Source organism: Pseudomonas sp. GW822-FHT07A10 (assembly GCF_058798795.1).
The window spans coordinates 1-24,843 of record NZ_JBXAKV010000016.1; the positions used below are offsets into that span (position 1 = coordinate 1).

Genomic DNA, 24,843 nt, shown 5'->3' on the forward strand with positions numbered 1-24,843 from the left:
GGCGATCTTGAGAACGCCATCGCCAGCAAGCCGGCTCCTACAAGCGCGGTCGCAAACCAATCTGTATAGATGTTTATTCCTCGCAAAAATAGTGGCTCCGCTTCCGGCGGCTGAAGACTAGGGTGTATTGACCCCCAGCTCTCAGGACTCGCCATGCATCCCTACTTCTCTCTGCAAGGCCGCACCGCTCTGGTGACCGGCGGCACCCGCGGTATCGGCAAAATGATCGCCAAGGCTTATGTCGAGGCCGGCGCCATCGTGTACGTGTGCGCCCGGGATGCCGAAGCCTGTCAGCAAACTGCCGATGAGCTGAGTGCCTTCGGGATTTGCCACGCCGTGGCCGCCAACCTGGCTCATGAAGAAGGCGTTCAGCAACTGGCTGCGCAATTGAGCGAACAAATTGGTCAACTGGATATTCTGGTGAACAATGCCGGTACCACCTGGGGTGCGCCGCTGGAGAGTTACCCGGTCAAGGGCTGGGAAAAAGTCATGCAGCTCAACGTGACCTCGGTGTTCAACTGCATCCAGCAATTTCTACCGCTGCTGCGCAAGGCCGGTTCGGCGGCGAATCCGGCACGGATCATCAACATCGGTTCGGTGGCCGGGATTTCTTCCTTCGGCGAACAGGCGTATGCCTACGGCCCGAGCAAAGCCGCCCTGCACCAACTGTCGCGGATTCTGGCGCGAGAGCTGGTGAGCCAGCACATCAACGTCAACGTGATTGCGCCGGGACGTTTCCCTAGCAAGATGACTCAGCATATCGGCAACGATGAGCAGGCGTTTGCAGAGGACACGGCGTTGATTCCGATGAAGCGCTGGGGCCGGGAGGAAGAAATGGCGGCGCTGGCGATTAGCCTGGCGAGTACGGCCGGGGCGTATATGACCGGGAATGTCATTCCTTTGGATGGCGGGTTTAGTCTCTAGATCGGCGGCGCGGCTATCGCGGGCAAGCCACGCTCCCACAGGTTTTATGCCGTACACAACATTTGCGTTCACTCGAGAACCTTGTGGGAGCGTGGCTTGCCCGCGATGACGGAGTAATAGGCAGCACCGATCTCGAGGCCGCTCGGGTTATCATGCCGCCCTAATCCCGGCCTCGACCCCAGACCATGACCTACAGCGTTTCCCCCATCGGCTTCGTGCGCTCCTGCTTCAAGGAGAAGTTCGCCATCCCGCGTCAACCGCAACTGGCCCCGGCCGCTCGGGGCGTACTGGAGCTGGTGGCGCCGTTCGATCAGGGTGATGCGGTGCAGGGGCTGGAGCAGGTCAGCCATGTGTGGCTGTTGTTCCTGTTCCATCAAGCGCTGGAAGAAAAGCCACGCCTCAAAGTTCGCCCGCCGCGTCTGGGCGGTAACAAATCCATGGGCGTGTTCGCCACCCGCGCGACACATCGTCCTAACGGCATCGGCCAGTCGGTGGTCAAACTGGACAAGGTCGAAGCCAATCGACTGTGGATCTCCGGCATCGACTTGCTGGACGGCACGCCGGTTCTCGACATCAAACCCTACGTGCCCTACGCCGACATCATCGACACGGCGTCCAACGACATCGCCAGCGCCCCGCCACTGCTGATTCCCGTGCAGTGGACGGACTCGGCCCTGCAACAGGCCCACGGCCACGCTCAGCGGCTTGGCGAGCCTCTGGTCGAGTTGATCGAGCAATGCCTGGCACAAGACCCACGCCCGGCGTACCAGATTCCTACGCCTGAGCGCGAATACGGCGCGCAGTTCTGGGATCTGGATGTACGCTGGCATTACCCCGAACCAGGGCTTATCCGCGTTCTCGAAGTCATCCCCGTATCCAACGCCTAGGCAATTGCGTCCGGCATAAAAAAGCCCCCATTGCCTGCACAGGCAATGGGGGCTTTTCAGTAATGCGGTGTGCTTACTTCTCGACGAATGCACGCTCGATCAGGTAATCACCCGGCTCGCGCATCCGCGGCGAAACGGTCAGGCCGAAGCTGTTCAACACTTCGCTGGTCTCGTCGAGCATGCTCGGGCTGCCGCACAGCATGGCGCGGTCGTCCTGCGGGTTGATCGGCGGCAGGCCGATGTCGCTGAACAGCTTGCCACTGCGCATCAGGTCGGTTAGGCGGCCTTCGTTTTCGAACGGCTCGCGGGTCACGGTCGGGTAGTAGATCAACTTGTCACGCAGAGCCTCGCCGAAGAACTCGTTCTGCGGCAGGTGCTCGGTGATGAATTCGCGGTAAGCGACTTCATTGACGTAACGCACGCCGTGGCACAGGATCACTTTTTCGAAACGCTCGTAGGTTTCCGGGTCCTGGATGACGCTCATGAACGGCGCCAGACCGGTACCGGTGCTGAGCAGGTACAAATGCTTGCCAGGCTTCAAGTCATCCAGCACCAGGGTGCCGGTAGGCTTCTTGCTGATGATGATCTCGTCGCCTTCCTTCAGATGCTGCAACTGGGAAGTCAGCGGGCCATCAGGCACTTTGATGCTGAAGAACTCGAGATGCTCTTCCCAGTTCGGGCTGGCAATCGAGTAAGCGCGCATGAGCGGCCGGCCGTTGGGCTGTTGCAGGCCGATCATCACGAACTGACCGTTCTCGAAGCGCAGGCCCGGATCGCGGGTGCACTTGAAGCTGAACAGAGTGTCGTTCCAGTGATGAACACTGAGGACACGCTCGTGGTTCATGTTGCTCATGTACGTGGGACTCCTGGAGATTTTGCCTGCGCCAATGATGTGCACAATTGCATCGCATTCTAATGGCAGCGACAATATCTGTTAAATGGATTATTAAGATAAGGGTTATCGGTTATATCGATATGCGATTTACTCTCCGTCAACTTCAAGTGTTCGTCGCCGTCGCCCAGCAGGAAAGCGTATCCCGTGCCGCGGGCCTGCTCAACCTCTCGCAATCGGCGGCGAGCACCTCGATCACCGAGCTGGAGCGCCAGTGCAGCTGTCAGCTGTTCGATCGCGCCGGCAAACGGCTGAGCCTCAACGCCCTCGGCAAACAGCTATTGCCGCAAGCGGTGGCCCTGCTCGATCAGGCCAAGGAAATCGAAGACTTGCTCAACGGCAAGTCCGGTTTCGGCTCCCTGGCGGTCGGCGCGACCCTGACCATCGGCAATTACCTGGCCACCCTGCTGATCGGCAGCTTCATGCAGCGCCATCCGGAAAGCCAGGTGAAGCTGCATGTGCAGAACACTGCCAACATCGTGCAACAAGTGGCTCACTATGAAATTGATCTGGGTCTAATCGAAGGCGACTGCAGCCATCCGGACATCGAAGTGCAGAGCTGGGTCGAAGATGAACTGGTGGTGTTCTGCGCGCCCCAGCATCCGCTGGCTCAACGCGGTATTGCCACCATGGAGGAGCTGAGTCATGAGGCGTGGATTCTCCGAGAACAAGGCTCGGGCACGCGGCTGACCTTTGACCAGGCCATGCGTCACCACCGCAGCGCGCTGAACATTCGCCTGGAACTGGAACACACTGAAGCGATCAAGCGCGCGGTGGAGTCAGGGTTGGGGATTGGCTGCATTTCGCGCCTGGCGCTGCGCGATGCGTTCCGTCGTGGCAGCCTGGTGCCGGTGGAAACACCGGATCTGGACCTGGCGCGACAGTTCTATTTCATCTGGCACAAACAGAAATACCAGACCTCGGCGATGCGCGAGTTCCTCGAACTGTGCCGCGCCTTCACCGCCGGGGTTCAGCGCAGCGACGAGATCGTTCTGCCTGCCATCGCTTAAAGCAGGATCACCGCCCACACCAACGCGATCATGCTCAACGCCACGAGTTGAGCGGCACTGCCCATGTCCTTGGCGTTCTTGGACAGTGGGTGCAACTCCAGGGAAATGCGGTCGATGGCCGCTTCCACCGCCGAGTTGAGCAATTCGACGATCAACGCCAACAGGCAGACTGCAATCAGCAGCGCCTGCTCGACACGGCTGACATTCAGGAAGAACGACAGCGGAATCAGGATGGCATTGAGCAACACCAGTTGCCGGAAGGCCGCCTCGCCAGTGAAGGCCGCGCGCAGGCCGTCCAGGGAATAGCCGGAGGCGTTGAGGATGCGTTTTAGGCCGGTCTGGCCTTTGAAAGGTGACATAGAGTAAGCAACTGACCAAAAAGGAGTGGGAAAGCTAGATTAAGCAAAGTCAAAAAAGCGTGAATACATAACACCTTAGTGGCTCGAAATTGACTCAAGTTGTTGCAAGAGCAGCGCCGCCTGAGTCCGGGTCCGTACATTCAGCTTACGGAAAATCGCGGTGACGTGGGCCTTGATCGTCGCTTCGGACACGCTCAATTCGTAAGCAATCTGCTTGTTCAGCAAACCCTCACAGACCATGGTCAACACCCGGAACTGCTGGGGCGTCAGGCTGGCAAGGCCTTCGCTGGCCGCCTTGGCTTCGTCGGAAACGCTGACGGCTTCGAAGGCCTGGGGCGGCCAGAAAACGTCACCATCGAGCACCGCGCGCACGGCTTTCTGAATGACACTCAGGTCACTGGACTTGGGAATGAAACCGCTGGCGCCGAACTCACGGGACTTCACCATGATCGACGCTTCTTCCTGCGCCGATACCATCACCACCGGAATCTGCGGGTACTGACCGCGCAACAACACCAGCCCGGAAAAACCGTAGGCCCCTGGCATGTTCAGGTCCAGCAACACCAGGTCCCAATCGGCCTTTTCGGTCAGACGGCTTTCCAGCTCGGCAATGCTCGCCACTTCCACCAGACGGACATCCGGGCCCAGGCCCAGGGTCAATGCTTGATGCAAGGCACTACGAAAAAGAGGGTGGTCATCGGCAATCAGGATTTCGTATGTGGCCATTTTTCAAATGATCCTGTTTTTTGTGGGACGCCCGATGCATTCAGACCTCGCCAAAACAACTCAAGGTGCCGCCACGTAGCGGCACCAACAGGGCACGTTCAACGCCAATCACGTCGGCGTATCAAACCGTGGCCGCGCCCTAATCGGCGCCAAGCATGCCCAGCGAAGCCGGGGTGGTCAAGTTGCATGGCGCGGCCAACGGGCCTCGTTCCTTGCAGTATGGGCGACGTTCAGCCGACAACGGGCGCCGCGTGCTGTACGAAGGGCATCAGCTCGGCGTGGGCCGGTGTTTCAACATTCATATCCAGCTGATGTTTAGCGTCCAGGTAATGCTGGCTGAACACATCAAAATAGGCGTCCAGTGCCGATGCAGCGTCTGTATCGCCAGCAAGATCCAGACACAGCGCGGCCACTTCGGCCGTGCACAGGTGCTCGCTGCGCGTGGACCTGCGCAATCGGTAGCGTGAAAGCTTCTCCGGGAGCAGGCTCAGAATCGGCAACCCATCAAAATAAGGGCTTTTTCGGAAAATCTTCCGGGCTTCGGTCCAGGTGGCGTCCAGCAGAATGAACAGCGGGCGCTTGGTGCTATCGACCGCGACACTGTGGGTAACTCGCTCGGGTTCGACGTATTCGCCCGGAAACACCAGGTACGGTTGCCATTGCGGATCGGCCAACAGCGCCAGCAGTTGCTCATCAATCTCGGTGCGCGACCAGATGAATGCATGATTGTCGCGCACCACATCAGCGATCAGCCAACCGGTGTTGCTTGGCTTGAACACTTCTTTGTTGGTCATGATCAGGCACACGCCGCTGCGGGCTTCGACCTGCGGGCGCCAGGCGCACAGACAATGGCTCTCGATCACGCGGCAGACACGGCAACGCGGTGCACGCCAGCCTCGGGCCTGAATCGGCTTGATGCCTGCCTCTTCGCGCTCATCGCGCAAGCGGGCGACGGCGTTCGTCGCAAAGTGTGCAGGGGTTTGACTCATCGCAGGCAACGCCGACGGCTAAGGGAAATCGACACAAAAAACACTCGGCAAGGCAAAAAGTGCCGGCAGTTTACCAGAGGGTTCGGCGCAAGCCTGTACCGTCCGGGACTCCTCCCCTATAATTCGCCGCCACTGAACGCACAGTCATGTGACGGGTCGAACCACCAGTCACTGAACCAGGAGAGTTTCATGCTGCGCCTTATCGTTCCCACCGCTGCCGTTTTGCTGGCGTCGTCCTTTAGCGCTCAGGCTGCATCCTTGAGTGAGCAGAATCTCAACAGAGAGCTGCGAAACGTCGCCGTACAAAGCAGCGTTGGCACTCCACGGGCGATCAACGAAGACATTCTTGATCAGGGCTACACCGCAGAAGGAAAAGTGCTGATCAACCACTTGAGCGTGCAAAGCAGCCACGCCGAAAAAATGCGCGCCGATCCCAAAGCTGTGTACTTCCAGCTTGGCGCCTCCGTATGCAGAAACCCAGGGTTCCGCAAGCTGATGGCCAAGGGCGCGATCATGCGTTACGACTTCACCGAGGTGAAGACCAACCGTCCGGTCGGCTCCGCAAGCTTCCAGGACTCGGACTGCCCGAAAGAGACTCCCGCGAAGAAGAAATAATTACCTGGCATTGGCGCGCCGCTGTTCATCCTCGGCGCGCAGCTCTGCCAACAGCGCCTGCAAGTAACGCGAACGTCGCTCCCCACCCTCCAGACGTCGGCAGCACTCTTCTTCGAGACTCAAATGATGGGTCTCGGCCGATGCTTTCAGCAATCGATACAGTTGCGCATCGATCTCCAGAGTCACTCTGGGCATGGTTTCCCGCCTCCCTGCATGCATTGATCGCCGTTGATCACGCGATAAATCCCTGAATTGCTTGAATGTTGCGTCCTGCCGTTGACGCAAAGTTGTCGTGTCACGCCTGTAACTTAGTAAATCAGAGCGCGAGACATGCGGCTTGCGTTCAGACGAGCGGTGAAAGCACCTTGCAAATCGTCAATAAGCGGTTGCCAGGAAAGACTTTGCGGCGCAATGATCAAGCCAGCGAAAATCGTTGCGAGGGTCTAAATTCAAAGTGTTCATGTTGTTTTTTTAAGGGCAGAAAAGGGGCTGCCCATTACGGTGTCTTATTGTGCGAACGTTTCTTTCATTCAAGGGATAAGCAGAGCCCGTATGGATGGCTCGATTGCAATCGAGTCAGGTAGAGCGCCCAGGCATGGGCTTGGGCAGACAGCGACACAAGGGGTGTCGCGGCGCCGACGATTGTTTTGTCGGGCCGACGGTTCTGTGCAGAAGGAGAAGTTGAATGCCTTACCAACCGAATGACCTACTGAGCCGTCATTTTCAAGAAAGCGGCCACGACCTCACCAGCAAGGTCGAAGAACAACTCAACCTGGTTTCACCCAACAGCCCCAACATCCCGATTTACCGCGACATGATCCTGACCGTGCTGCGCATGGCTCAGGAAGATCACAACCGCTGGAACGCCAAAATCACCCTGCAAACCTTGCGTGAACTCGAGCACGCTTTCCGTGTGCTGGAGCAGTTCAAGGGACGGCGTAAAGTTACCGTTTTTGGCTCGGCACGCACGCCGATAGAACACCCGCTATATGGTCTGGCCCGAGAACTGGGCGCCGCCCTGGCGCGCTCGGACCTGATGGTCATCACCGGTGCCGGTGGCGGCATCATGGCGGCGGCCCATGAAGGCGCCGGCCTGGAACACAGCCTGGGATTCAATATCACCCTGCCCTTCGAGCAACATGCCAATCCCACGGTCAATGGCACCGCCAACCTGCTGCCCTTCCACTTTTTCTTTACCCGCAAGTTGTTCTTCGTCAAGGAAGCCGATGCGCTGGTCCTGTGCCCAGGCGGTTTCGGTACTCTGGATGAAGCACTGGAGGTGCTGACCCTGATCCAGACCGGCAAAAGCCCGCTGGTGCCCGTGGTGCTACTGGATGCACCAGGCGGTACGTTCTGGCAAGGCGCGCTGGACTTCATTCACCATCAACTGGAGGAAAATCGCTACATCCTGCCGACCGACATGAAGCTGTTGAGCCTGGTCTACAGCGTCGAAGAGGCCGTGGAGCAGATCAACCAGTTCTACAGCAACTTCCACTCAAGCCGCTGGCTCAAACATCAGTTCGTGATTCGCATGAACCACAAGCTCAGCGACCGGGCACTTGAACACATGCAGGAGGCATTCGCCGACCTGTGCCTGAGCGATCATTTCCATCAGCATGCCTACAGTGGCGAGGAGCACGACGAAGCGCAGTTCAGCCATCTGGTGCGCTTGTCCTTTACCTTCAACGCTCGTGATCATGGTCGTCTGCGAGAATTGGTGGATTACATCAACCTGCCGGAAAACTGGGCCCAGTCCAGACCCCAGGCGCAGCAACGCACACGGGAACCGTCCAAGGTAACGTGATGCAAAAAAACGGCCCGCTATCGAAATAGCGAGCCGTTTCAGTCAATCGTCCATCCCTCGGCCGCTGAACAAGCGGCTGATCATTTCCATGGAATATCCCCGATAACTCAGGAACCTGCCCTGTTTGGCACGTTCTCGGGCGTCTATCGGTAAATGCCCGGAAAATTTGCGCCGCCAGGTGTCTTCCAGTAGTTCCTGCCAATCGATACCACTCTCGCGCAAGGCGAGCTCAATGTCGGTACGTTGCAGGCCACGCTGGCTCAGCTCTTCGCGAATGCGCAAAGGGCCATATCCGGAACGGGCACGGTAGGAAACGAAGCTTTCGAGGTAACGGGATTCGGACAACAAGCCCTCTTCCGTCAAGCGGTCGAGTGCTGTGTCGATCATTTCAGGGAGGGCGCCGCGCTGACGCAGTTTACGCGTCAGCTCGACTCGACCGTGCTCGCGTCGCGCGAGCAGGTCCATTGCGGTTCGCCGCACCGCGACGAGTGTATCGAGTACGGCGGTCATCGGATCGATCAGATATCAGCGTCAGCCAGGTCGTCTTCGGTCTCTCTGACGGCCGAAGCCTTGACGTCCGGTGCTGGGGTCAGCAGCTTGTCGCGCAGCTGCTTCTCGAGAGTCGCGGCGATTTCCGGATTGTCTGCCAGGAACTTGGCCGAGTTGGCCTTGCCCTGACCGATCTTGGTGCCGTTGTAGGCATACCAGGCACCGGACTTCTCGACGAAACCGTGCAGCACACCCAGGTCGATCATCTCACCGTTGAGGTAAATGCCCTTGCCGTAAAGAATCTGGAACTCGGCCTGACGGAACGGCGAAGCCACCTTGTTCTTCACGACTTTGACGCGGGTTTCACTACCGACGACTTCATCACCTTCTTTCACCGCGCCAGTACGACGGATGTCCAGACGAACCGATGCGTAGAACTTCAGCGCGTTACCACCGGTGGTGGTTTCCGGGCTGCCGAACATCACGCCGATTTTCATGCGGATCTGGTTGATGAAGATCACCAGGCAGTTGGCGTTCTTGATGTTACCGGTGATTTTACGCAGCGCCTGGGACATCAGACGGGCTTGCAGGCCCACGTGCATGTCGCCCATTTCGCCTTCGATTTCAGCCTTTGGCACCAGAGCGGCCACGGAGTCGACGATGATCACGTCAACGGCGTTGGAACGCACCAGCATGTCGGTGATTTCCAGGGCCTGCTCGCCGGTGTCCGGCTGGGAAACCAGCAGGTCGTCGACGTTGACGCCCAGTTTGCCGGCGTACTCAGGGTCGAGAGCGTGTTCGGCGTCGACGAATGCGCAGGTCGCGCCGGCTTTTTGAGCCTGGGCGATCACCGACAATGTCAGGGTGGTTTTACCGGAGGATTCAGGACCGTAGATTTCAACGATACGGCCTTTTGGCAGGCCGCCAATGCCGAGCGCGATGTCCAGACCCAGAGAGCCAGTGGAAATGGCCGGGATCGCCTGACGGTCCTGATCGCCCATACGCATTACGGCACCCTTGCCGAATTGACGTTCGATCTGACCCAGGGCCGCAGCCAAGGCTTTCTTCTTGTTGTCGTCCATTAAAGTCCTCACGTAATCAATAAGGCCTGACGGCCAACACCTGTATAAGTAGCCAGTATTATTCCACAGCGTTTCAGGATCGCCTACCCCTGATTTGAGATTTCTCCAACGGTATGCCGCAGCAGCCCCTCTAGCGCGGCCTTCACCGTTTGTCGGCGGACCTCGTCACGGTTACCGACAAAGTGCTGGACCTCGCTGAACACCTGCTCACCGACGCCCCAGGCCAGCCACACCGTGCCCACGGGCTTGTTCGGCGAACCGCCATCCGGCCCCGCCACACCGCTGACCGCCACGGCAAACCGCGCCCGGCTTTTTTCCTGCGCGCCTCGGACCATGGCCTCGACCACCTCGCGACTGACCGCTCCGACGGTTGAAAACAACTCGGTCGGGACGTTCAGCTGCTGGATTTTCTGGCGGTTGGAGTAGGTGACATAACCGGCCTCGAACCACGCCGAACTCCCGGGGATACGGGTGATCGCCTCGGCAATTCCGCCCCCTGTGCAGGATTCGGCAGTGGTGACGTGGGCATTGAGAACCTGCAAGCGCCTGCCAAGTTCAGCGGCCAGCTGAGTAATATCTTTCACGACTCTCTCCTGATCGAGCGGAATGAGCACTACCGTACACGAGCGGATCACGCTTGCAAGGTTCAGGATCGATCAAAATGTTAGCGAGCCAGGGCTCTGACGTAGGCCTGACAGGCCTGCAAGGCAATCAGTCCGCGATCACCGGCGTCGGTGATCGCGATAATTCGTTGAGCATGCGCCGGGTCAAGTCGGGCTCGCGGGGCGCCATGATCCACGCCGCCGGCGCCGGAGGTGGCTGGCACTGCGCAGGTAGAGGCAGCGTCATGGGCATCGAGGAGGACTGACAGGCGCACATCAGCAGTGGCAAGACGATCGCGCAGGCGACTTTGATCATGTTCGGCATCGCTAAGCGCTCGATAATGGGTTTGTTCACTGGCCGACAGTCGCTGCTCCAGGGCCAGACGCCTGTTTTGTTCGGCCTGTTGCTCGGTGGCGGTCGCCAGAGTCAGTTGATTAAGGGTCTCGGCGTGCAGCCTGGCCTGTTCCGCCAGTTGCCGGTCGTAGCGCCAATCCTGAAACTGCCAGGCCAGCGCCGCCGAACAACCGGCCAGCACCAGCAGACCGATCAATCGCCAACTGATCAGACCGAGGACTGGCATAGCACCGACCTCGCCCGCGCCCAGGTTTCCAGGCGATCCTGCAACCCGTTCAGCCCGCCGTTGATACGGCGAGTGATGCTGTTGAACTGGTCGCGATCGGCCAATTCATTCAGGCCATTCCGCTCCCAGAACCAGGCGGCGGACTCGGCCGCCCATTGCGGTTGCTCCAGCAATTCAGGTAACGCCAACAAACGTTCATCGCCAAACAGGCCGAGACTGCATTGGCGGTAGTTGTTACGCCCAGTGATCTGGATCAGGCCTCGGCCACGGTACTTTTGACCGTCGCCGTCGGGTTCCGGGGTGTTGCCCAACCGGGCGGCCAGGGCGCCGGTGTCGTATTTGCTCAGGTATTGGTTGTTGCCCAGTTCACGTACGTACTGCAACTGCCCCGACTCATGGCCGACTTGCGCGAGAAAGGCGGCGATGCGCTTCGGGGTGTTGATGTTGCGGTGGGACATGGCGGTGTTGAGGGCGGAAATGAAAACGCCCGCTTGGGAGCGGGCGTTGGGCATGATGCTTTGTAGTTGTTGCGTAACGATCATAGTTACCCCGAAAGGCAGGCGGAAAAGGCGTTAAAGTTGCTCAGCCAACCAAAGCGGCGCACTGGGTCGATGTTCGGTGAACGGGAAGAAAGATCCTTGTGGCCAGTCTCGCAGTGCACGACGATAAGCCTGCAGTTGGGCGTATTGATCAGTGGTCAAAGTAGTACCGCCGCCATCCTCCAGTTCATCTCTGTCGCGAGCAACCATGCTGTCTGTGGCCGACAGCTGTGCATCACGCCAGAAACGCTCGGCGTTCGCGGCTTCTTCCGGTGCAAGGGGTGGTGTATCGACAAGAACGGGATACCCGTTATCGGCACGAACGGAAATCATCTTCGCGGTGACGGCCAGTTCTTGAAGTAGTGACATCCAGTACGTCTGAGGGATCTCTATGACATCGGAAGGAATATCCGATGTATTGATTCCGGGTACATATACACCACAGGTACTTGCGCTAAACAAAACATTGAACTCGTTCATTCAATACCCCTTGGCAAAATAATAAACGCCCCATCCAGCAGCCGATAGACCGCCCATGTCTCGCACTTTCAAGCGACAGCCCTGTTTGGTGGCACTACCCTGGACCATAATGACCGCCGCTCCATCACCACCCACATGGTTGGCAACAATGGAGGAAAAGGCTGTTGGAAACGAAATGGGGAACGTGACAAACACGTCTCCGCTGGCATCCGTCGTCCCGTAGCCCCATTGATCAATGTTGCCGCTGGAATACTTCTGGTATCCAGGAAGGCCGTTCATCCCGGAGAACAATGAGGTGTATTTCAAGCTGACTGTTCCACCGACCAAACGCCATTGGCCGCCCAGCTTGAGAAACTCTGCGGTTTCCCCCAGCCCAAGAACAATTGAACCTGTCACACCGTTGGATGCCTTGATGGTATCTGCGCCGGGCGCTGCCGAGACCGTAAGTGCTCCCGAGCCGGCATTAACAATGTTAATCGTCGCTGCATGCGCAATGTCGGTCGTCACGGGCAACGTCGCAGTAATGGGCGTACCACTGGAAAAACTGCTGACACCTCCGATATTGGACGCTGTCAGCGTCGCACTCGCGGCATACGATGCAAAACCCGAGAATTGCAGGCCACTTCGGGTTACAAAAGAAGTCGTTGCAACAGTGTTACCGTTGTCGAATTGCGGGGCAGTGACGAACAGACCACTGCTGCGCAATGCCGCAAGAAGTTGATTATTCAGCCCTTCCGTAGGGGTTATTCCAGCGGCCTGGATAACACTTAATACTTCCTGGGTAATGCTATTACCCCAACTCGCCGGAATCAAAGATCCGGGCGCCCCCGTCACAGGGTTTTCATCGACAAACTTCCCATCAACCAATCCGGCGCTGGGTACACTTCTTGGGTAATCCACTGATTAGCTCCTGATCCATGATATCCGGTACCAGCCTAAGAGGCGGTACGACAGCAATTCAGCCCACAAATAAAAACGTCCGCTTGGGGCGGACGCTGAACCTGTCTATACGGTGCTGTAACTTATTCAATGCGACTCCAGTGAATCGGTAAGCCAATGGGGAGCCGCGGGCCTGGCAGGCGTTTGCGGAAATTGGCTCGATTCCGGCCACTCGCGTAACGCCTGGCGGTACTCCAGCAACTCCAAATACTGCTTTGCTGTTAGTGTCGTCACCCGACCAAGATCTTGCTCATCGCGGTGGCGTGCTACAAGCCATTGATTGGCTGAGAGGCTGGAACGGCGCCACAAACGCTCTCGCATTACCGGATCGTCTTCCGACATATCAGCCGTCAGTGATGAGTCAAAATGAGCGTCCGACGCAACGGGCGGCGCGACACTCGGCTCTATTGGGTTCAACCGCTCTCCCACTTCAACTTCAACCCCCTCGGGGATAAGCCTCATTGAGGTCAGAAACCCAGGGGCAAACAACTCAGTGATCGCGTAGTGGCCAGTGTCGATCAGTTCAGCGACAACCCCTTCGTCCAGGCGTGCATAAACAGCCATTATTCGTACTCCCAGATTTCACAAAAAGCGTTGCCGCCGGGCCCGCTCAGGCACGAAGCCGAAGCATTGGTCGAACAACTGCCACTGCCTCCCGAACCTCGCGCACCGGGATTACCGTTGCCGTTTACCCCCGTGAAAGGGCCGCCACCGTCAAATTGACTGGCCCCCCCGGTTCCAGACAGAAGTCCCCAGTTGGTATTGCTCATCGCATAGCCGCCGTGAATGCCGCGAGCGTTGGCAAGATTGCCTCCTGTTACAGTCAGCCCTCCCATGCCTCCCTGAACAAACCCGGACGTGGTCGCCACGAACGTCAGGATTTGTCCGCCGAAACCGCCCGCAGCACTCATGTAGGTCCCAAAGGAAGCACCGCCTCCCGCAGCACCCGCCCCGTTGCGCGCGGCACCTCCTGCTCCCAATGTAATAGGCACCCCGGCCAGCATTTCAGCGCTCACGTCATAGAGACTTTCGGCATAGGCACCTGAACCACCGCCGCCCCCCAGACTTTGATAAGTCGCCGCGACGGGCGGGCAACCGGCCCCGGAACCACCGGCGCCCACCAATCGCACGCGAATCCGTTTGGCCTTGGGATTGGGGCGGTAAACCGTAGTCCCGACCGTATCGAATTGCTTGACTGCCAACAGTCGACCAACGGCATCGGTGATGCCGTAGCCACTCAACGTGGTAGGGGTGTTTTTCATTTTGGTGAAATCGACCAATGCGCCGATCGCCAGCGCCAACTGGTCATTTTTGGCTTCGTCTGGTGTCAGCCCAGCAGCCTTGATGACGTTCAGAATCTCTTGCGTCACCCCATTGCCCCAGGCCGCTGGAATCAGCGATCCCGGTGTTCCGACAATGGGGTTTTCATCGACAAACCAGCCGTTGACCAAGCCAACACTGGGAATACTAGTTGGATAATCCACTTTCTCTTCTCTCGCTGTAGGTCTAATAGAACATTGACTATTTCTCGATGGAACCAGGAGCGAGAGGCCAAACGATTTCGGTTGGAAAACCCGCTTGTTGCTCAATGCGATTCAGCTCAACGCTGTAGAGTTTCCACTCCATCAGGGCTAACTGCTCAACGTGAGACGCATCACCGATATCCTCGGCGTATTGAAGTGGCGCTATTCGCAAAACGGCCTCACGAAGAAGCGTGTCACGCTTGGCCAGGACCTGAACTTTGATGTCGAACAGGCGAGCCACCTCGTCCAGTTTCCAGCCATTGTCATTCCAGACGTAGTAGTTGCCCGGCCATGGTTCGACTGTAAAAACTTCCGGTAACTCTCCGAGTTCACTCCAGACCTGCTGGGCCCCGCCATCCTTGCGATAAACCAAACCGCGACGATCAATCACTTCCCGGGGAACATCGTTCACCAGCGCCCATGTACGGCCGCTTTCCGCAGGCGGTAGTTCGAATGAAAGTTCAACGGCATTACTGGGTAATTGAATACCGACACCCGGAGTGACAGGAAACTCTACGGGCCCTGACAAGGCGCCCGAGTTATCTAATAGATAATAAAACATGGGCACCTCAGATAAGTTTTATACGACCGGGATAAGCGATGTTGCGTGGCCGGGATTTGTAGGAGTAGAGCAAGGTATTGGCTGCATCCATCTGGAAACTGGTTCCTGCGGGAAAAATGGGACCGCCATTGCTCAGCCCCGATACATATTGAGGTTCCTCACGGGTATCGGCGCCAAATGCAGTTAGGCTATCGGTCCACCGCGAGCCCACCGCGCCAGCACCATTAGCCCCCATCGCGTAGGAATGAATGGAGCCAGGTTGGAAGGCACCCATTACCCGTCCGGCGTCCACCGAACGCCCCTCGTCCAAAACCCTCAAAAACTCCCCTCGTCCTTCGGGGCCACGAAACGTCAGCGCACCATCACCGGAGGTCCACTTGCCTTCATTACCCGCCCGAGTAGCTTCAGTGCCGAGCATTCCCGACTGCTGTGCGTGATCCCAGAGCCAGGGCCACTCGGCACGTTTCATTACCGTGCCATTGAGCGCCCCATAGCCACCCGGGCTCAGCAGAGTGGTTGTCTCAAAGAACGGACGCCCCAGCGGGGTGTTATCGAATCGCCCGACCGGCCACCAACTGCCGGCACCATCGCTGCGCAGATGCCACCAGTCCCCACTGCCCATCAACACCAGAAACGGATAACCGCCCGCCGATAGATGCGTATGAAATCGGATTCGGTCAGTGCCTACTGCCTGAATAACGAGGCGATTGCCGCTGTTATCAACACGTCGAACGATGACGTCACGAACACCCAACGTAACATTGGCTGGCGGCAGGCTGACGGTGACGGCACCGGAACTGGCATCAATCAGTACGAGACCAAGCTCTTCGACGGTCAGAACTTTTGATGCCGCTAGCCGCGTGATCACCGAATACATCGGATTGGTCTTGCCAATGATCGCCAGGATAGCCTTGAGCAGTTGACTGTTGTCCGCTTCGGAAGGCGCCAGACCTCCCCCGGTAATCACACCCAGAACCTCTTGCGTGACGCTGTTGCCCCATACAGCCGGAATCAACGATCCCGGTGTCCCGGCGACGGGGTTTTCATCGACAAACCGGCCATCGACCAGCCCGACGCTGGGGACGCTTTTTGGATAATCCATATGTCTATCGTTCCTCTGAAATAACAAAAAGTCCGTGTCGACGTGGTTGTCGGTGCAATCGCGCCCACGATTTTTTTTCAAAAAAAAAGCCCACGCATACGTGGGCTTGAACAGGGGAATTGAATGGCTTTCGCCTAGTCAGCCGGGTCGCTGATGAATTCGCGAATAGCCACCAACGCTTCATCGCCCACGCTGCGGGCTTGATCCATCTTGCCCTTGGCCGCGTGCGCGCGGATTTGCGTTTTGGCCTTGAGGCGCAGTGTGCGCAGGGTCAGCAATTGGTCGCTGAGCTCTGCGGCTTTACTCAAGATCTGCTCGGCGGCCTGCTTGGCCGTCCGGCCTTTAACAACCCAAGCAGACACAGCCAGCGGCACGTCCTTTTTCGGGTAGCCGGCGTCCTGAAAGGCTTGGGCGTCAGCGGCCGCCTGGGCATATTCCATGGCTTTGAGTGGATCACCGGCCAGGGCAGCGCGAGCACTGTCTGCGGCGGCATCGACTTTGGCGCACAGGCGTTCGGCTTCCTGCTGTTCCAGCTGAGCAACTTTCGCGGCGTCCAGCAGCCATTTTTCACCGTCCCAGTCATGGGCGGCAGAAGGTTGTGCGGGACGCAGACCGTCCTCGAACTGATGAAGCTCTTGAATAACGTTCATCGAATCAACTCCCAGGAAAAACTGACATTGACGGCCGCCGCAAAGTTGATCGCGATTCCCGTGGCGTAATCAGAAACCGGATGGTTCTTGATCCCCATACTGAACAGCAATTCATCGCTGACGGCGCTGGTCGAACCGAGCATGTGTTCGGCCTGGTAGGACTGCCAAAGCGAACGTACCTGGTTATGGTCAAAACTGGCGGTCAGCGTCGTGACCGTGACGTCGTTGACAAAGTTGTTGGTAACCATCACGCAGGGAAGTGGAGTCGTCCAACCTGCATCGTGATTAGAACTGGTGGTCAGGGCCGGTGAGAGAAAGCAGTAGTTGCCGCCAACCCAACCTGTTGGCGCAAACGCCACGCCGGTGATCTCCGTCGTAGAAGGCGTCGGGTTCCCCACCACCAGACGTGCTGCCCGGGCATGAGGATCCAGGGGCAGGTAAACCACACCATTGCCATTGACGGTTTGTGTCCAGGCCAACCGGTTACGGTTGTAGATCGACCTGATGACCGGCACGGAGCCCGGTGCTCCCGTCATCACCCAGGCGATGCAAATGTCCAGCGGTGTGGACTGAAAACCGCCCCCCGCCCCGCCGTTGACAGTGCCCTTCAAACCTTCGGGCGCAGCGTCATAGATTGTTCCTCGCTGCGTATAGAACGTCAGCGCTCCCCCTATCACTTGCGCTCTCAGGAAATAGCCCGAGTTAGCCAGCAGTTCCAGGCTGCTCCAGGCTGTGGTCACAAATGTACGGGAGCGTCCCAACTGCCCGGCCACGACTTCCTGACCGAGACTGATGTACACACCAGCCGGAATCGAAACCTTGCCACCGCCGGTCGAAACAGCGGTCGGGGTCACCGGCAAACGGGCATCGGCGGTCGCCACTGTCGGCAATGGCAAGGCCGTTAGGGGCAATGCCAGATCCTGGTTCCAGCCCTTGGCGGTGACCGTTTGAATCGCTTGCAGCAACTGGTCGCTTTTCGCCTCATCCGGGGTCAATTCCCCTGCCTTGATGACGTTCACAATCTCCTGCGTTACCCCATTCCCCCATTCCGCCGGAATCAACGACCCCGCCGTCCCGGTCAGCGGGTTCTCATCCACAAACTTCCCATTCACCAATCCGGCGCTGGGCACACTCTTCGGATAATCCATCCCTCTACTCCCTAGTCATAATTGATGTGTACCCTGGTGTGCGCCGGTGCGCTGCGGTGGATCAAACACTCCAGTGCCGAGCCCGGATTCACGCCGAAACGCTCGCCCCAGTAACCCGCCCCAAAACGCCGGCCCAACAGCAATCGCCCACCGGTATTCAGCGTCCACATGAACTGCGCTTCCCAAGTGCCCCAGTGCGCCGCACCGAAACGCGAGCGGCCCATGCGCGGGGCTTCGAGTTCGGTGATGGTGGCGCTCGGGTAACCCTGGCTTTTCGCGATCTCGAGGTAGTAGCCGACGGCTTGACTGCCGACCGCGAGCAGTCGCCGGCGCACGGCCAGGCGGCGGTCATCGAACAGTGGCGTGGCGCCCAGGCATGGGTCGGGAAGGTTCATTACCCGCTCCCAATCGGGCACCAGTTCGCTGACCCCAGCCGGGTCCATTTCGTTGAGCAGGTCGGCGGCGCGGGCGTCGAGGCGGGCCAGCTCCTGTGCCACGCCTTCGAGCACTTCTTCGAGTTCAGGAACTTGTTCAGGGTCCCAGGCCGGCCCACTGGGCAGCAGGCTGCGCAGTTGGGCGTGGTATTGCGCGGCGGTTCTTATGCCCCCCATACGCAACCTCCAAACGTCAGCAATTCGTTTTTGTTGGCAGGGACATCGGCGACGGGCGAGGTGAGTGAGTGGTCGTATTCACCACTGGCGCTGCTGATGGCTTCACGGATGTGACTGATCAACAATTTCTGGCCGAGGTCGGCTTCACGGTTATGCAGGTCACGTAATTGCGCCTCGACTGCCGCACGGACTGCCGTGGTGTCGGGACTCACGCTGAGGTGATAGACGACCGGTACCTGAACCGGCCGCTGTACATGCACCTCGGCGGTGACCGGGCGCAGAGGCTCGATGTAGGCCTGGACTTCGGCCAGTTGTTCGTCATTCGGCACCGGCTGCGGATCGTCGTCACGCATGATGAACAGGCTGACCGTGCCCGGCCCCAACAAACCGCCACGGCACCAGGCGCGGGTCACACCAGGGCATTCCAGGGCCCAGGTTTCATAGTCCTGGGCCGAACCGCCGTGGGGGATGATGCGGTAGGAGCGAATCACCCGCGAGCGCAGTGACTCCAGGCTTTCCCGCGCCACACCACCGTTGAGCCCCGGCGCCAGTACGGTAAAGCTATTGCCGACGATCCCCGCAATCGGCTGCACCGGTATCAACGTCAAGCCGGCCTCGGCATTGCCCAGGCTGCCGGCTTCGAGCGCGGCGATGGTGGTGCTGTTGAGGCCGTTGCTGGTGGTGCGCGCGGCGGTCACTTTGTAGGTGCGACCGTCGCTCGATTGCAGCAGGGTGTCGACGTCCAGCACGGCACCGGCGCTGGCGGTAAAGCTGACGCTGCCGCTGGCCGCTTGTGCGGACTTGCGCGGCTGGTTCAAACGCAGTGCGGCGATCCGTTCCAGGGTCAATTCATCGGCCTTGTCCGGGAGGATCTGCTCGGCGATCCAGTCCAGGTAGCCATACAGGCCATAGGCGGCGCCACCGAGGGTGCGGGCCAGCACTTGCGCATCGGACTGGCGCAGCGAATCGCTGGCCAGGTCGCTTTGGGCGCGCTTGATCAGCACCGGCAGCGAAGGGGTTTCAAACGGCATAGATCACCTGCCAACTGTTATCGGGGTTGATGTCCAAGCGTTCGCCGTCGGCCAGGGTCAGGACCGTGCGCAGGTTCAGGCGCTGGGCGTCGAGGCGTTCGCTGATGATGTCGATGGCGCTGCAGTGGCCGTCGTCGATCAGCCATTGCAGGGCTTCGCGGGCATAGAACTCGGCGTCCATCTGGGTCTGGCGGGTCAGCTTGACCCGGCGCAACAGCCACAACCGCGAACCGATGCGGTCGTCGGCCACCGTAGGAAAGCTGTCGCCCCACCAGCCAAAACGCTCTTCGTCGTCGAGGGCATCGTCATCGGCGGCGCGGCGCCAGGTGAACAGGCTGATCAGCACTGAGCGAGTCAGTGCGGCGTGGAGGTTCTGGCTGATCAACATCACTGCCCTCCCGCCGGTGCGCCGGTCTGGCCGTTGCCCGCTTGCACGCCGACATGCACGTGTTTGATCTGGCTGATGCCGCCGGCAATCTGATCGCCGGTGGAGACGATTTTTCCGGTCTGGTTGATCACGGGGCTGTCGATGTTCACCGCGCTGCTGGCGCGAATGTTCAGGGTGGCGGTTTCGATGTCGATGATCCGCCCGCGCTTGAAGTGGATCTTGTCGCCTTCGTCGGTGTAGATCGCTACTTCTCCCGCGGCCAGGGACTGGAGGCGATAGCGACGGTCGGCGACTACCAACACGATGGCGTGGGAGCGATCACCGCCCAGAAATGTAGCGACACCTTCGGCGCCGGCCAGTGGGTTGCTGGTGAATCCGTAGGGTTCGAAGTGCTCCATGTCGTCGTTCACTTCGCCGGCGGTGAGGCGCATTTGCAGCGATTGAAGCTTGGTGGCCGAGTTGGCGAGCACGACAGTGCCGCGCGCCAGGAGGCGTGTCAGTAGGCTCATGTTGAATTCCTTGGAGGGGCGAGGCCGAAGGCTGCGACCTTTTAAGGGGCTATCAGGTTTTCTTCGGGGGCTCGGGATTGGCATCGAAGGTAGGCGGCGGTGCGACTTGCAGGGTGGTGATCGAACCTTGCGCCGACAGCGAGTAGGTCACTTTGGAAATCAGCATGTCGTCATCGAACCCCAGCACCGGATCCTTGACCCGCACCAACGTGTTATGACGCCACAGATCGCCGTTCGATTGCCGCCAACCCTGCACCTGATAAGTGGTGGTTTTGGCCTTGCCGACGCGGGTAGCGCTTTCCCAGTTGGCCCGTTGCAAGGCGAGATCGGGATTGATCTGCATGCCTTCGTTGATCACCGTGACCCGCCGACGCTTGTAGCTCAGGTCGGCAGATACCGATTCAACCTCGCTGACCGCCGCCCCGCTCTTCTTGTCCGTGCCCTTTTGCTGACCGATGACCCGGTATTCGGAGAACACCTGGCTGTAATCCATCGGTGCGTTGGCCGAGAGAATATTCTTGCCCAACTCCAGCGCATCGCTGGCTCGGCCACCACTGCCAGGCCGGGCCAACACCAACCGGCCCTGGGCATCATCGGTAGAAAACACCCGGAATAACGTCAGCAAGCGGTCGATGGATTGAAACACCGTTTCCCCCGGCACGATGGTGTGACTGCTGAGCCGGGCGGTCTCGGGAATTTCACTGACCACAAAGACCTTGTAGGTGATCGCCAGCGCTTCGACGATGCTCAACAGCGATTGCTCATGCCATTGATTCGGGCGGTTGGTCGCGGCGCAATCCACCAGGTCCTGAGTACAAGAACTGCCTTCGATGTTCAGGCTGATCTGTCGCCCGTCATAGCTGATCGGGGCCTTGAACACATACCCGGTCAGTACCAGATCCTGGCCGATGCGCACTTCACAGGCGTCACCGGGCTGGATCCGCTTGTCCACGGTCTGCCCCGGCCATTGCCAGGTGATGTTGAGTTTAAAGGTGCGGAACTGACGCTCCAGATCCGCCGTGATTTCCACGCTTTTCCAGCCACCGTATTCCAGGCCGCCGACCGTCAATGTGACGCGGTTATCCATCTCGTTCATGGTTCACTTCCCGGATACTTTCACATCGTTCGGCGCGTACCCTGGATGGGCAATTCCGTTGCGCTGAATCACTTCGGTGACCCGCGTTGCATCGGCAAATTGCTTGTACGCCACCACCAGCGCCGGAAGGCTTTCCTGAAAAGACTTGCTGACCTGTCGTACACCCGACGACGCCACTGCCTTGAGATGCGCAAGCAGCGCCTGCTTCACATCGTCGATGGCCTGGTAATGCGCGGAACCGGCCTTGTCCAGCATCGGGTTGGTCGCCTCTACCAGCGCCTTTTGCAGTGCTTTCAAATCGTCGGTGACCGGCACTTCCTGCCGGGTGACCGGCAGGTTCGCCTGCTGCTCCAGCGATGGTGTCGACGACAGTTTCACCGGTGTCGACGCGACCGGCATCGAGGCAACCCATTGCGCTACTTTGACCAGCAACGTGTCCTGCACCAGATCGGCCATGGCTTGCGCCGCGGCCGTGGTGTCCTTGCCGGTGGTGAGCTTTGGGGCATCGGCCTTGCGGATGGCTTCGAGCTGTTGGGACACGTCGGCAATCACGCCACGATAACCCTCCTTCGCGAAGTCCTTGAGCGATTTGATATCGCCGAGCAAGCCCTTGAATTCCGCCGCCACTTCCTTGGGCAATTCCTTGACCGCGTTGACCAGCTCGGTGATCTGCCGATATTGCTCGATCAACGGTTTGAGCTGTTCCTTGATTACGTCATACACCCCGGTCAGGCTGTTGCGCAGATTGGCGATGCCGATTCGCGCGGCCTTGATCAGGGTCATGGCCTGTTCGAAGCGGGCCACCGCCGAACCCAGCAAGGTGTCGGCCTTGGCCAGCAGCACCTTCTGCGTGCTGACCGTGGCCGTCGGAAACGGCAGCGGTTCATCGGGGTAAAACTTCAGCGTGAACGTCACCAGCCCGCCGTCCTGGCGGGTCTGGGTCATATCGCATTCGCCGACCTTGACCTGTATCCGTCCCAGCCACGGGTGCACCAGTTCACCACTGCCCTGCTCCAGCGCCTTGAGCAGCTTGTCGCGCTGCTCCAGGCAATCGGGGCCGACGATGAACGCCGTCAGATCATGGATCTTCGCCTGCTGGCCAAGGCCCTCGAAAAACGGCAGGTCCCGCTGCGGATACTCGTGCAACTGGCCCTTTTTACCGACCGGGGTTTTCGCCTGATCGACCCAGAAACCGACACCGCGAAAGGACGCCGGCAACAAACGGTCACGCCAACTCATTGGAGCCTCCCATGGAAAGTGAGCGGTAGCCGATGCGCGAGTTGAGCGACAGCCCCGGTTGATTGGTTTGCGGTTGATCGGTGCGCAGCCCGGCCGGCGCGTTTTCGAAGCGAACCGTCAGGCCGCCTTCGAGTTGCGTGCGATTGTTGGCGGCGCTTTGCTGCACCAGGGCGTTGGAGCCTTGGGCCAGGTTGTTCGACAGCGGCGCCGCATCATTGCTGGCACCAAAGAACGCTGGTGCGAGCTCCCCCTTGCCTTCGGCATTGGTTTTCTGTTGCGCCGCAGTCAAGCCTTCGACCTTACCGGTAACACTGGTAATGAAACCGCCAAAGCCACCGTTGAACATTTCCCTGATTGGCGCGAGCAGGTCTTGCAGCTTGCCCGACCAAATGGAAAACCACTCGGTGACCGGCTCCCAACCGGCCTTGAACATGTCCAGGGGGGACCAATCAAAGAGTCCCTTGAAGTAATCCACCATCGGTTGCGCCCGCACTTGCAAGTCTTGCCACATGCCCGAGAAGTAATTGCTAACCGGGTCCCAGGCGGCACGAAACACCTCCGTCGGCGACCAGTCGAACAGGCCTTTGAAAAAGGCCACCGCCGGTTGCGCCTGCACTTGCAGGTCCTGCCACAGGCCCGAGAAGTAATTGCTCACCGGGTCCCAGGCGGCACGAAACATCTCCGTCGGCGACCAGTCGAACAGGCCTTTGAAAAAGGCCACCGCCGGTTGCGCCTGCACTTGCAGGTTCTGCCACATCCCCGATAAGTAATTGCTCACCGGATCCCAAGCGGCACGAAACATCTGCGTCGGCGACCAGTCGAACAGGCCTTTGAGGAAATCGACCGCCACCGCGGCCAGCGCACGAAGCACATCCCAGATCGCCGAAAAGCACGTAACCACCGGTTGCCAGGCACGGGCGACCTTGTCCACCACGTTCCAGTCAAAGAGCTTCTTGAGAAAACTCATCGCCGGCACTGCCAAGGCCCTGAGCAAATCCCAGAGCGCGGAAAACAACCCCACCAGCGGCTGCCAATTGCTGGCCACGATGACGAGCGGATGCCAGGAAAACAGCGTCTTGAAAAAGTCGCCGATCGGGGCCGACAGTTTTTTCACGTCCTCCCAGAGCGAACCGAAAAAGCCACTGATCGGTGCCCACGCCGCTTCAATCGACGCTTGGGGCGACCACTCGAAGATCGACCGAAAGCTCTGCCAGGCCTGTGCCGTCGCGCCGTAAATCGATCCCCACAGCTCGGAAACAAAACCGCTGATCGGCGCCCAACCCGCCTTCAGCGCCTCAAGCGGTTTCCAGTTGAACAGGCTCTGGAACGCTGCAAACGTCGACTCCGCCGCCCCTTGCATCGCTTGCCAGATACCTTTGAAGAATCCCGATATCGGCTTCCAGTAAGCCACTATCAAACCCGCTGTCAGGGCAATCACTGCGGCGACAATGCCAATGGGGGAAGCCAGCAGACCCATCACAGCAACGAGCCCCATGGCCCCTGCAGTGACCACCGTGAAGGCCACGGCTGCCGCCGCCAACCCTTCGACCAGTGCAGGGTTATTGGCGACAAATTCGCCAACGGCAGTGATCAACGGCATCAGGCCGGTGACCACACTGTTGACCGCCGGCAGCAGCGCCTGCCCCATTTTCAAGGAAATACCGTCTACCGCATCGTTGAACTGCTTGAGGTTGGTAGCGGTATGACCGAGCGACACCTCAGGCGCTTTCAGCGTCGTGGTTTTACTGGATTTGTCCTCGAGTTCATCTTCTGCCTTGATTGCCTTTTTGATGCCGCTGATGAAGGGTTCCAGCAGCCCGCCCCCATTGATGAAGGCGCCCGCATCGAGCGTGCCGAGGCCGCTGTCCTCGATGCTTTTCTTGAACGCGCCGATCCTGGCCTTGATGCCCTTGAGCTGGGTATCCAGCTTCTGGGCATTGATCACGACCACGGACATGTTCACCGTGGTCTGAATGTTCGTCAGGCTCATGCTTTGTTGTATGTTCGCCATCACTGCACCTGCTGCATCGCATTGATCCGTTGCGCGTGCTCCAGCGATTCGCGGA

At 59.0% G+C, this 24,843-nt stretch carries 30 protein-coding genes; 5 read left to right on the plus strand and 25 right to left on the minus strand.

Annotation, left to right across the window (positions count from 1 at the left end; genetic code table 11):
• Positions 1 to 153 precede the first annotated feature (153 nt).
• Both AC1RL4_RS23270 and tsaA read left to right on the plus strand, forming a co-directional pair.
• Positions 154 to 924: an SDR family oxidoreductase gene (locus AC1RL4_RS23270; RefSeq protein WP_019580979.1), complete on the plus strand. Its 771-nt coding sequence runs from the start codon at positions 154 to 156 to the stop codon at positions 922 to 924.
• 185 nt (positions 925 to 1,109) lie between these two features.
• Positions 1,110 to 1,811 carry a tRNA (N6-threonylcarbamoyladenosine(37)-N6)-methyltransferase TrmO gene (tsaA, locus tag AC1RL4_RS23275; protein WP_230174341.1) on the plus strand — a complete coding sequence of 234 codons (702 nt, stop codon included), beginning with the start codon at positions 1,110 to 1,112 and terminating at the stop codon, positions 1,809 to 1,811.
• Positions 1,812 to 1,884: 73 nt separating this feature from the next.
• Here the strand turns inward: tsaA and fpr are convergent, their stop codons facing one another.
• The gene (gene fpr, locus AC1RL4_RS23280) at positions 1,885 to 2,664 is read right to left on the minus strand and encodes a ferredoxin-NADP reductase (RefSeq protein WP_002554680.1); all 780 of its coding nucleotides are present in this window, start codon (positions 2,662 to 2,664) and stop codon (positions 1,885 to 1,887) included.
• A 122-nt stretch (positions 2,665 to 2,786) separates the two neighbouring features.
• Between fpr and AC1RL4_RS23285 the strand changes: the two genes are divergently transcribed.
• Entirely contained in the window at positions 2,787 to 3,713 is a 927-nt protein-coding gene (locus tag AC1RL4_RS23285; protein ID WP_018926952.1) for a LysR family transcriptional regulator, read from the plus strand.
• On the opposite strand, the gene AC1RL4_RS23290 is transcribed toward AC1RL4_RS23285, so the two are convergent.
• The 3 genes from AC1RL4_RS23290 to AC1RL4_RS23300 form a co-directional block, all read right to left on the minus strand.
• Positions 3,710 to 4,072 (minus strand): diacylglycerol kinase, encoded by a 363-nt coding sequence (locus AC1RL4_RS23290; RefSeq protein ID WP_019580981.1) that lies wholly within the window; start codon positions 4,070 to 4,072, stop codon positions 3,710 to 3,712. The genes AC1RL4_RS23285 and AC1RL4_RS23290 overlap by 4 nt on opposite strands.
• Before the next feature lie 75 nt (positions 4,073 to 4,147).
• Positions 4,148 to 4,798 carry a response regulator transcription factor ErdR gene (gene erdR, locus AC1RL4_RS23295; protein WP_018926954.1) on the minus strand — a complete coding sequence of 217 codons (651 nt, stop codon included), beginning with the start codon at positions 4,796 to 4,798 and terminating at the stop codon, positions 4,148 to 4,150.
• Between the two features lie 230 nt (positions 4,799 to 5,028).
• Positions 5,029 to 5,787 (minus strand): tRNA-uridine aminocarboxypropyltransferase, encoded by a 759-nt coding sequence (locus AC1RL4_RS23300; RefSeq protein WP_019580982.1) that lies wholly within the window; start codon positions 5,785 to 5,787, stop codon positions 5,029 to 5,031.
• Positions 5,788 to 5,976: 189 nt separating this feature from the next.
• On the opposite strand from AC1RL4_RS23300, the gene AC1RL4_RS23305 reads away from it, so the two are divergent.
• Positions 5,977 to 6,402, plus strand: a complete 426-nt coding sequence (locus AC1RL4_RS23305; protein WP_019580983.1) for a PA3611 family quorum-sensing-regulated virulence factor — start codon at positions 5,977 to 5,979, stop codon at positions 6,400 to 6,402.
• Here AC1RL4_RS23305 and AC1RL4_RS23310 read toward each other — a convergent pair whose 3' ends face one another.
• Positions 6,403 to 6,597 (minus strand): hypothetical protein, encoded by a 195-nt coding sequence (locus AC1RL4_RS23310; protein WP_018926957.1) that lies wholly within the window; start codon positions 6,595 to 6,597, stop codon positions 6,403 to 6,405.
• Between the two features lie 490 nt (positions 6,598 to 7,087).
• Here AC1RL4_RS23310 and AC1RL4_RS23315 point away from each other — a divergent pair, with 490 nt between their 5' ends.
• On the plus strand, positions 7,088 to 8,206 hold the full coding sequence (locus tag AC1RL4_RS23315; protein WP_019580984.1) for an LOG family protein: 1,119 nt from the start codon (positions 7,088 to 7,090) through the stop codon (positions 8,204 to 8,206).
• 42 nt (positions 8,207 to 8,248) lie between these two features.
• Here the strand turns inward: AC1RL4_RS23315 and recX are convergent, their stop codons facing one another.
• The 20 genes from recX to AC1RL4_RS23415 form a co-directional block, all read right to left on the minus strand.
• On the minus strand, positions 8,249 to 8,716 hold the full coding sequence (gene recX / locus AC1RL4_RS23320; RefSeq protein WP_028939227.1) for a recombination regulator RecX: 468 nt from the start codon (positions 8,714 to 8,716) through the stop codon (positions 8,249 to 8,251).
• 8 nt (positions 8,717 to 8,724) lie between these two features.
• The gene (gene recA / locus AC1RL4_RS23325; RefSeq protein WP_007940559.1) at positions 8,725 to 9,777 is read right to left on the minus strand and encodes a recombinase RecA; all 1,053 of its coding nucleotides are present in this window, start codon (positions 9,775 to 9,777) and stop codon (positions 8,725 to 8,727) included.
• An 83-nt stretch (positions 9,778 to 9,860) separates the two neighbouring features.
• Positions 9,861 to 10,361, minus strand: a complete 501-nt coding sequence (locus AC1RL4_RS23330) for a CinA family protein (protein ID WP_019580985.1) — start codon at positions 10,359 to 10,361, stop codon at positions 9,861 to 9,863.
• An 80-nt stretch (positions 10,362 to 10,441) separates the two neighbouring features.
• Complete coding sequence (locus AC1RL4_RS23335; protein ID WP_019580986.1) at positions 10,442 to 10,960, minus strand: lysis system i-spanin subunit Rz; 519 nt, start codon at positions 10,958 to 10,960, stop codon at positions 10,442 to 10,444.
• Complete coding sequence (locus tag AC1RL4_RS23340; protein ID WP_493120265.1) at positions 10,942 to 11,502, minus strand: glycoside hydrolase family 19 protein; 561 nt, start codon at positions 11,500 to 11,502, stop codon at positions 10,942 to 10,944. Before AC1RL4_RS23340 ends, AC1RL4_RS23335 begins: the two co-directional genes overlap by 19 nt.
• A gap of 30 nt (positions 11,503 to 11,532) precedes the next feature.
• Positions 11,533 to 11,979, minus strand: a complete 447-nt coding sequence (locus tag AC1RL4_RS23345; RefSeq protein WP_019580988.1) for a phage tail assembly chaperone — start codon at positions 11,977 to 11,979, stop codon at positions 11,533 to 11,535.
• Positions 11,980 to 12,879: a gp53-like domain-containing protein gene (locus AC1RL4_RS23350; protein WP_019580989.1), complete on the minus strand. Its 900-nt coding sequence runs from the start codon at positions 12,877 to 12,879 to the stop codon at positions 11,980 to 11,982.
• A 126-nt stretch (positions 12,880 to 13,005) separates the two neighbouring features.
• The gene (locus tag AC1RL4_RS23355) at positions 13,006 to 13,482 is read right to left on the minus strand and encodes a tail fiber assembly protein (RefSeq protein ID WP_019580990.1); all 477 of its coding nucleotides are present in this window, start codon (positions 13,480 to 13,482) and stop codon (positions 13,006 to 13,008) included.
• Positions 13,482 to 14,402 carry a glycine-rich domain-containing protein gene (locus AC1RL4_RS23360; protein WP_019580991.1) on the minus strand — a complete coding sequence of 307 codons (921 nt, stop codon included), beginning with the start codon at positions 14,400 to 14,402 and terminating at the stop codon, positions 13,482 to 13,484. Before AC1RL4_RS23360 ends, AC1RL4_RS23355 begins: the two co-directional genes overlap by 1 nt.
• A gap of 37 nt (positions 14,403 to 14,439) precedes the next feature.
• The gene (locus AC1RL4_RS23365; protein WP_230174339.1) at positions 14,440 to 15,003 is read right to left on the minus strand and encodes a tail fiber assembly protein; all 564 of its coding nucleotides are present in this window, start codon (positions 15,001 to 15,003) and stop codon (positions 14,440 to 14,442) included.
• Between the two features lie 7 nt (positions 15,004 to 15,010).
• Positions 15,011 to 16,105 (minus strand): phage tail protein, encoded by a 1,095-nt coding sequence (locus AC1RL4_RS23370; RefSeq protein ID WP_230174337.1) that lies wholly within the window; start codon positions 16,103 to 16,105, stop codon positions 15,011 to 15,013.
• Between the two features lie 134 nt (positions 16,106 to 16,239).
• Positions 16,240 to 16,755 carry a phage tail protein gene (locus tag AC1RL4_RS23375; RefSeq protein ID WP_096479609.1) on the minus strand — a complete coding sequence of 172 codons (516 nt, stop codon included), beginning with the start codon at positions 16,753 to 16,755 and terminating at the stop codon, positions 16,240 to 16,242.
• Positions 16,752 to 17,903, minus strand: a complete 1,152-nt coding sequence (locus AC1RL4_RS23380; protein ID WP_230174335.1) for a phage tail protein — start codon at positions 17,901 to 17,903, stop codon at positions 16,752 to 16,754. The genes AC1RL4_RS23375 and AC1RL4_RS23380 overlap by 4 nt, the downstream gene beginning before the upstream one ends.
• An 11-nt stretch (positions 17,904 to 17,914) precedes the next feature.
• Positions 17,915 to 18,514: a YmfQ family protein gene (locus AC1RL4_RS23385; RefSeq protein ID WP_230174333.1), complete on the minus strand. Its 600-nt coding sequence runs from the start codon at positions 18,512 to 18,514 to the stop codon at positions 17,915 to 17,917.
• The gene (locus AC1RL4_RS23390) at positions 18,502 to 19,545 is read right to left on the minus strand and encodes a baseplate J/gp47 family protein (protein WP_028939219.1); all 1,044 of its coding nucleotides are present in this window, start codon (positions 19,543 to 19,545) and stop codon (positions 18,502 to 18,504) included. The genes AC1RL4_RS23385 and AC1RL4_RS23390 overlap by 13 nt, the downstream gene beginning before the upstream one ends.
• On the minus strand, positions 19,535 to 19,933 hold the full coding sequence (locus tag AC1RL4_RS23395; RefSeq protein WP_018926967.1) for a phage GP46 family protein: 399 nt from the start codon (positions 19,931 to 19,933) through the stop codon (positions 19,535 to 19,537). Before AC1RL4_RS23395 ends, AC1RL4_RS23390 begins: the two co-directional genes overlap by 11 nt.
• A complete protein-coding gene (locus AC1RL4_RS23400) occupies positions 19,933 to 20,442 on the minus strand; it encodes a phage baseplate assembly protein V (RefSeq protein WP_096479606.1) in 510 nt (169 codons plus the stop codon). Before AC1RL4_RS23400 ends, AC1RL4_RS23395 begins: the two co-directional genes overlap by 1 nt.
• A 52-nt stretch (positions 20,443 to 20,494) precedes the next feature.
• Positions 20,495 to 21,538: a phage baseplate assembly protein gene (locus AC1RL4_RS23405; protein ID WP_096479605.1), complete on the minus strand. Its 1,044-nt coding sequence runs from the start codon at positions 21,536 to 21,538 to the stop codon at positions 20,495 to 20,497.
• Positions 21,539 to 21,541: 3 nt separating this feature from the next.
• Positions 21,542 to 22,777, minus strand: a complete 1,236-nt coding sequence (locus AC1RL4_RS23410) for a DNA circularization protein (protein WP_096479604.1) — start codon at positions 22,775 to 22,777, stop codon at positions 21,542 to 21,544.
• Complete coding sequence (locus AC1RL4_RS23415) at positions 22,764 to 24,788, minus strand: phage tail tape measure protein (protein ID WP_096479603.1); 2,025 nt, start codon at positions 24,786 to 24,788, stop codon at positions 22,764 to 22,766. The genes AC1RL4_RS23410 and AC1RL4_RS23415 overlap by 14 nt, the downstream gene beginning before the upstream one ends.
• Positions 24,789 to 24,843 lie beyond the last annotated feature (55 nt).

Bases quoted from the DNA above. Each gene is read 5' to 3' on its own strand.
- AC1RL4_RS23270 (WP_019580979.1), top strand. From the start codon at position 154: ATGCATCCCTACTTCTCTCTGCAAGGCCGCACCGCTCTGGTGACCGGC.
- tsaA (WP_230174341.1), top strand. From the start codon at position 1,110: ATGACCTACAGCGTTTCCCCCATCGGCTTCGTGCGCTCCTGCTTCAAG.
- fpr (WP_002554680.1), bottom strand. From the start codon at position 2,664: ATGAGCAACATGAACCACGAGCGTGTCCTCAGTGTTCATCACTGGAAC.
- AC1RL4_RS23285 (WP_018926952.1), top strand. From the start codon at position 2,787: ATGCGATTTACTCTCCGTCAACTTCAAGTGTTCGTCGCCGTCGCCCAG.
- AC1RL4_RS23290 (WP_019580981.1), bottom strand. From the start codon at position 4,072: ATGTCACCTTTCAAAGGCCAGACCGGCCTAAAACGCATCCTCAACGCC.
- erdR (WP_018926954.1), bottom strand. From the start codon at position 4,798: ATGGCCACATACGAAATCCTGATTGCCGATGACCACCCTCTTTTTCGT.
- AC1RL4_RS23300 (WP_019580982.1), bottom strand. From the start codon at position 5,787: ATGAGTCAAACCCCTGCACACTTTGCGACGAACGCCGTCGCCCGCTTG.
- AC1RL4_RS23305 (WP_019580983.1), top strand. From the start codon at position 5,977: ATGCTGCGCCTTATCGTTCCCACCGCTGCCGTTTTGCTGGCGTCGTCC.
- AC1RL4_RS23310 (WP_018926957.1), bottom strand. From the start codon at position 6,597: ATGCCCAGAGTGACTCTGGAGATCGATGCGCAACTGTATCGATTGCTG.
- AC1RL4_RS23315 (WP_019580984.1), top strand. From the start codon at position 7,088: ATGCCTTACCAACCGAATGACCTACTGAGCCGTCATTTTCAAGAAAGC.
- recX (WP_028939227.1), bottom strand. From the start codon at position 8,716: ATGACCGCCGTACTCGATACACTCGTCGCGGTGCGGCGAACCGCAATG.
- recA (WP_007940559.1), bottom strand. From the start codon at position 9,777: ATGGACGACAACAAGAAGAAAGCCTTGGCTGCGGCCCTGGGTCAGATC.
- AC1RL4_RS23335 (WP_019580986.1), bottom strand. From the start codon at position 10,960: ATGCCAGTCCTCGGTCTGATCAGTTGGCGATTGATCGGTCTGCTGGTG.
- AC1RL4_RS23340 (WP_493120265.1), bottom strand. From the start codon at position 11,502: ATGATCGTTACGCAACAACTACAAAGCATCATGCCCAACGCCCGCTCC.
- AC1RL4_RS23345 (WP_019580988.1), bottom strand. From the start codon at position 11,979: ATGAACGAGTTCAATGTTTTGTTTAGCGCAAGTACCTGTGGTGTATAT.
- AC1RL4_RS23355 (WP_019580990.1), bottom strand. From the start codon at position 13,482: ATGGCTGTTTATGCACGCCTGGACGAAGGGGTTGTCGCTGAACTGATC.
- AC1RL4_RS23365 (WP_230174339.1), bottom strand. From the start codon at position 15,003: ATGTTTTATTATCTATTAGATAACTCGGGCGCCTTGTCAGGGCCCGTA.
- AC1RL4_RS23370 (WP_230174337.1), bottom strand. From the start codon at position 16,105: ATGGATTATCCAAAAAGCGTCCCCAGCGTCGGGCTGGTCGATGGCCGG.
- AC1RL4_RS23375 (WP_096479609.1), bottom strand. From the start codon at position 16,755: ATGAACGTTATTCAAGAGCTTCATCAGTTCGAGGACGGTCTGCGTCCC.
- AC1RL4_RS23380 (WP_230174335.1), bottom strand. From the start codon at position 17,903: ATGGATTATCCGAAGAGTGTGCCCAGCGCCGGATTGGTGAATGGGAAG.
- AC1RL4_RS23385 (WP_230174333.1), bottom strand. From the start codon at position 18,514: ATGGGGGGCATAAGAACCGCCGCGCAATACCACGCCCAACTGCGCAGC.
- AC1RL4_RS23390 (WP_028939219.1), bottom strand. From the start codon at position 19,545: ATGCCGTTTGAAACCCCTTCGCTGCCGGTGCTGATCAAGCGCGCCCAA.
- AC1RL4_RS23395 (WP_018926967.1), bottom strand. From the start codon at position 19,933: ATGTTGATCAGCCAGAACCTCCACGCCGCACTGACTCGCTCAGTGCTG.
- AC1RL4_RS23400 (WP_096479606.1), bottom strand. From the start codon at position 20,442: ATGAGCCTACTGACACGCCTCCTGGCGCGCGGCACTGTCGTGCTCGCC.
- AC1RL4_RS23405 (WP_096479605.1), bottom strand. From the start codon at position 21,538: ATGAACGAGATGGATAACCGCGTCACATTGACGGTCGGCGGCCTGGAA.
- AC1RL4_RS23410 (WP_096479604.1), bottom strand. From the start codon at position 22,777: ATGAGTTGGCGTGACCGTTTGTTGCCGGCGTCCTTTCGCGGTGTCGGT.
- AC1RL4_RS23415 (WP_096479603.1), bottom strand. From the start codon at position 24,788: ATGGCGAACATACAACAAAGCATGAGCCTGACGAACATTCAGACCACG.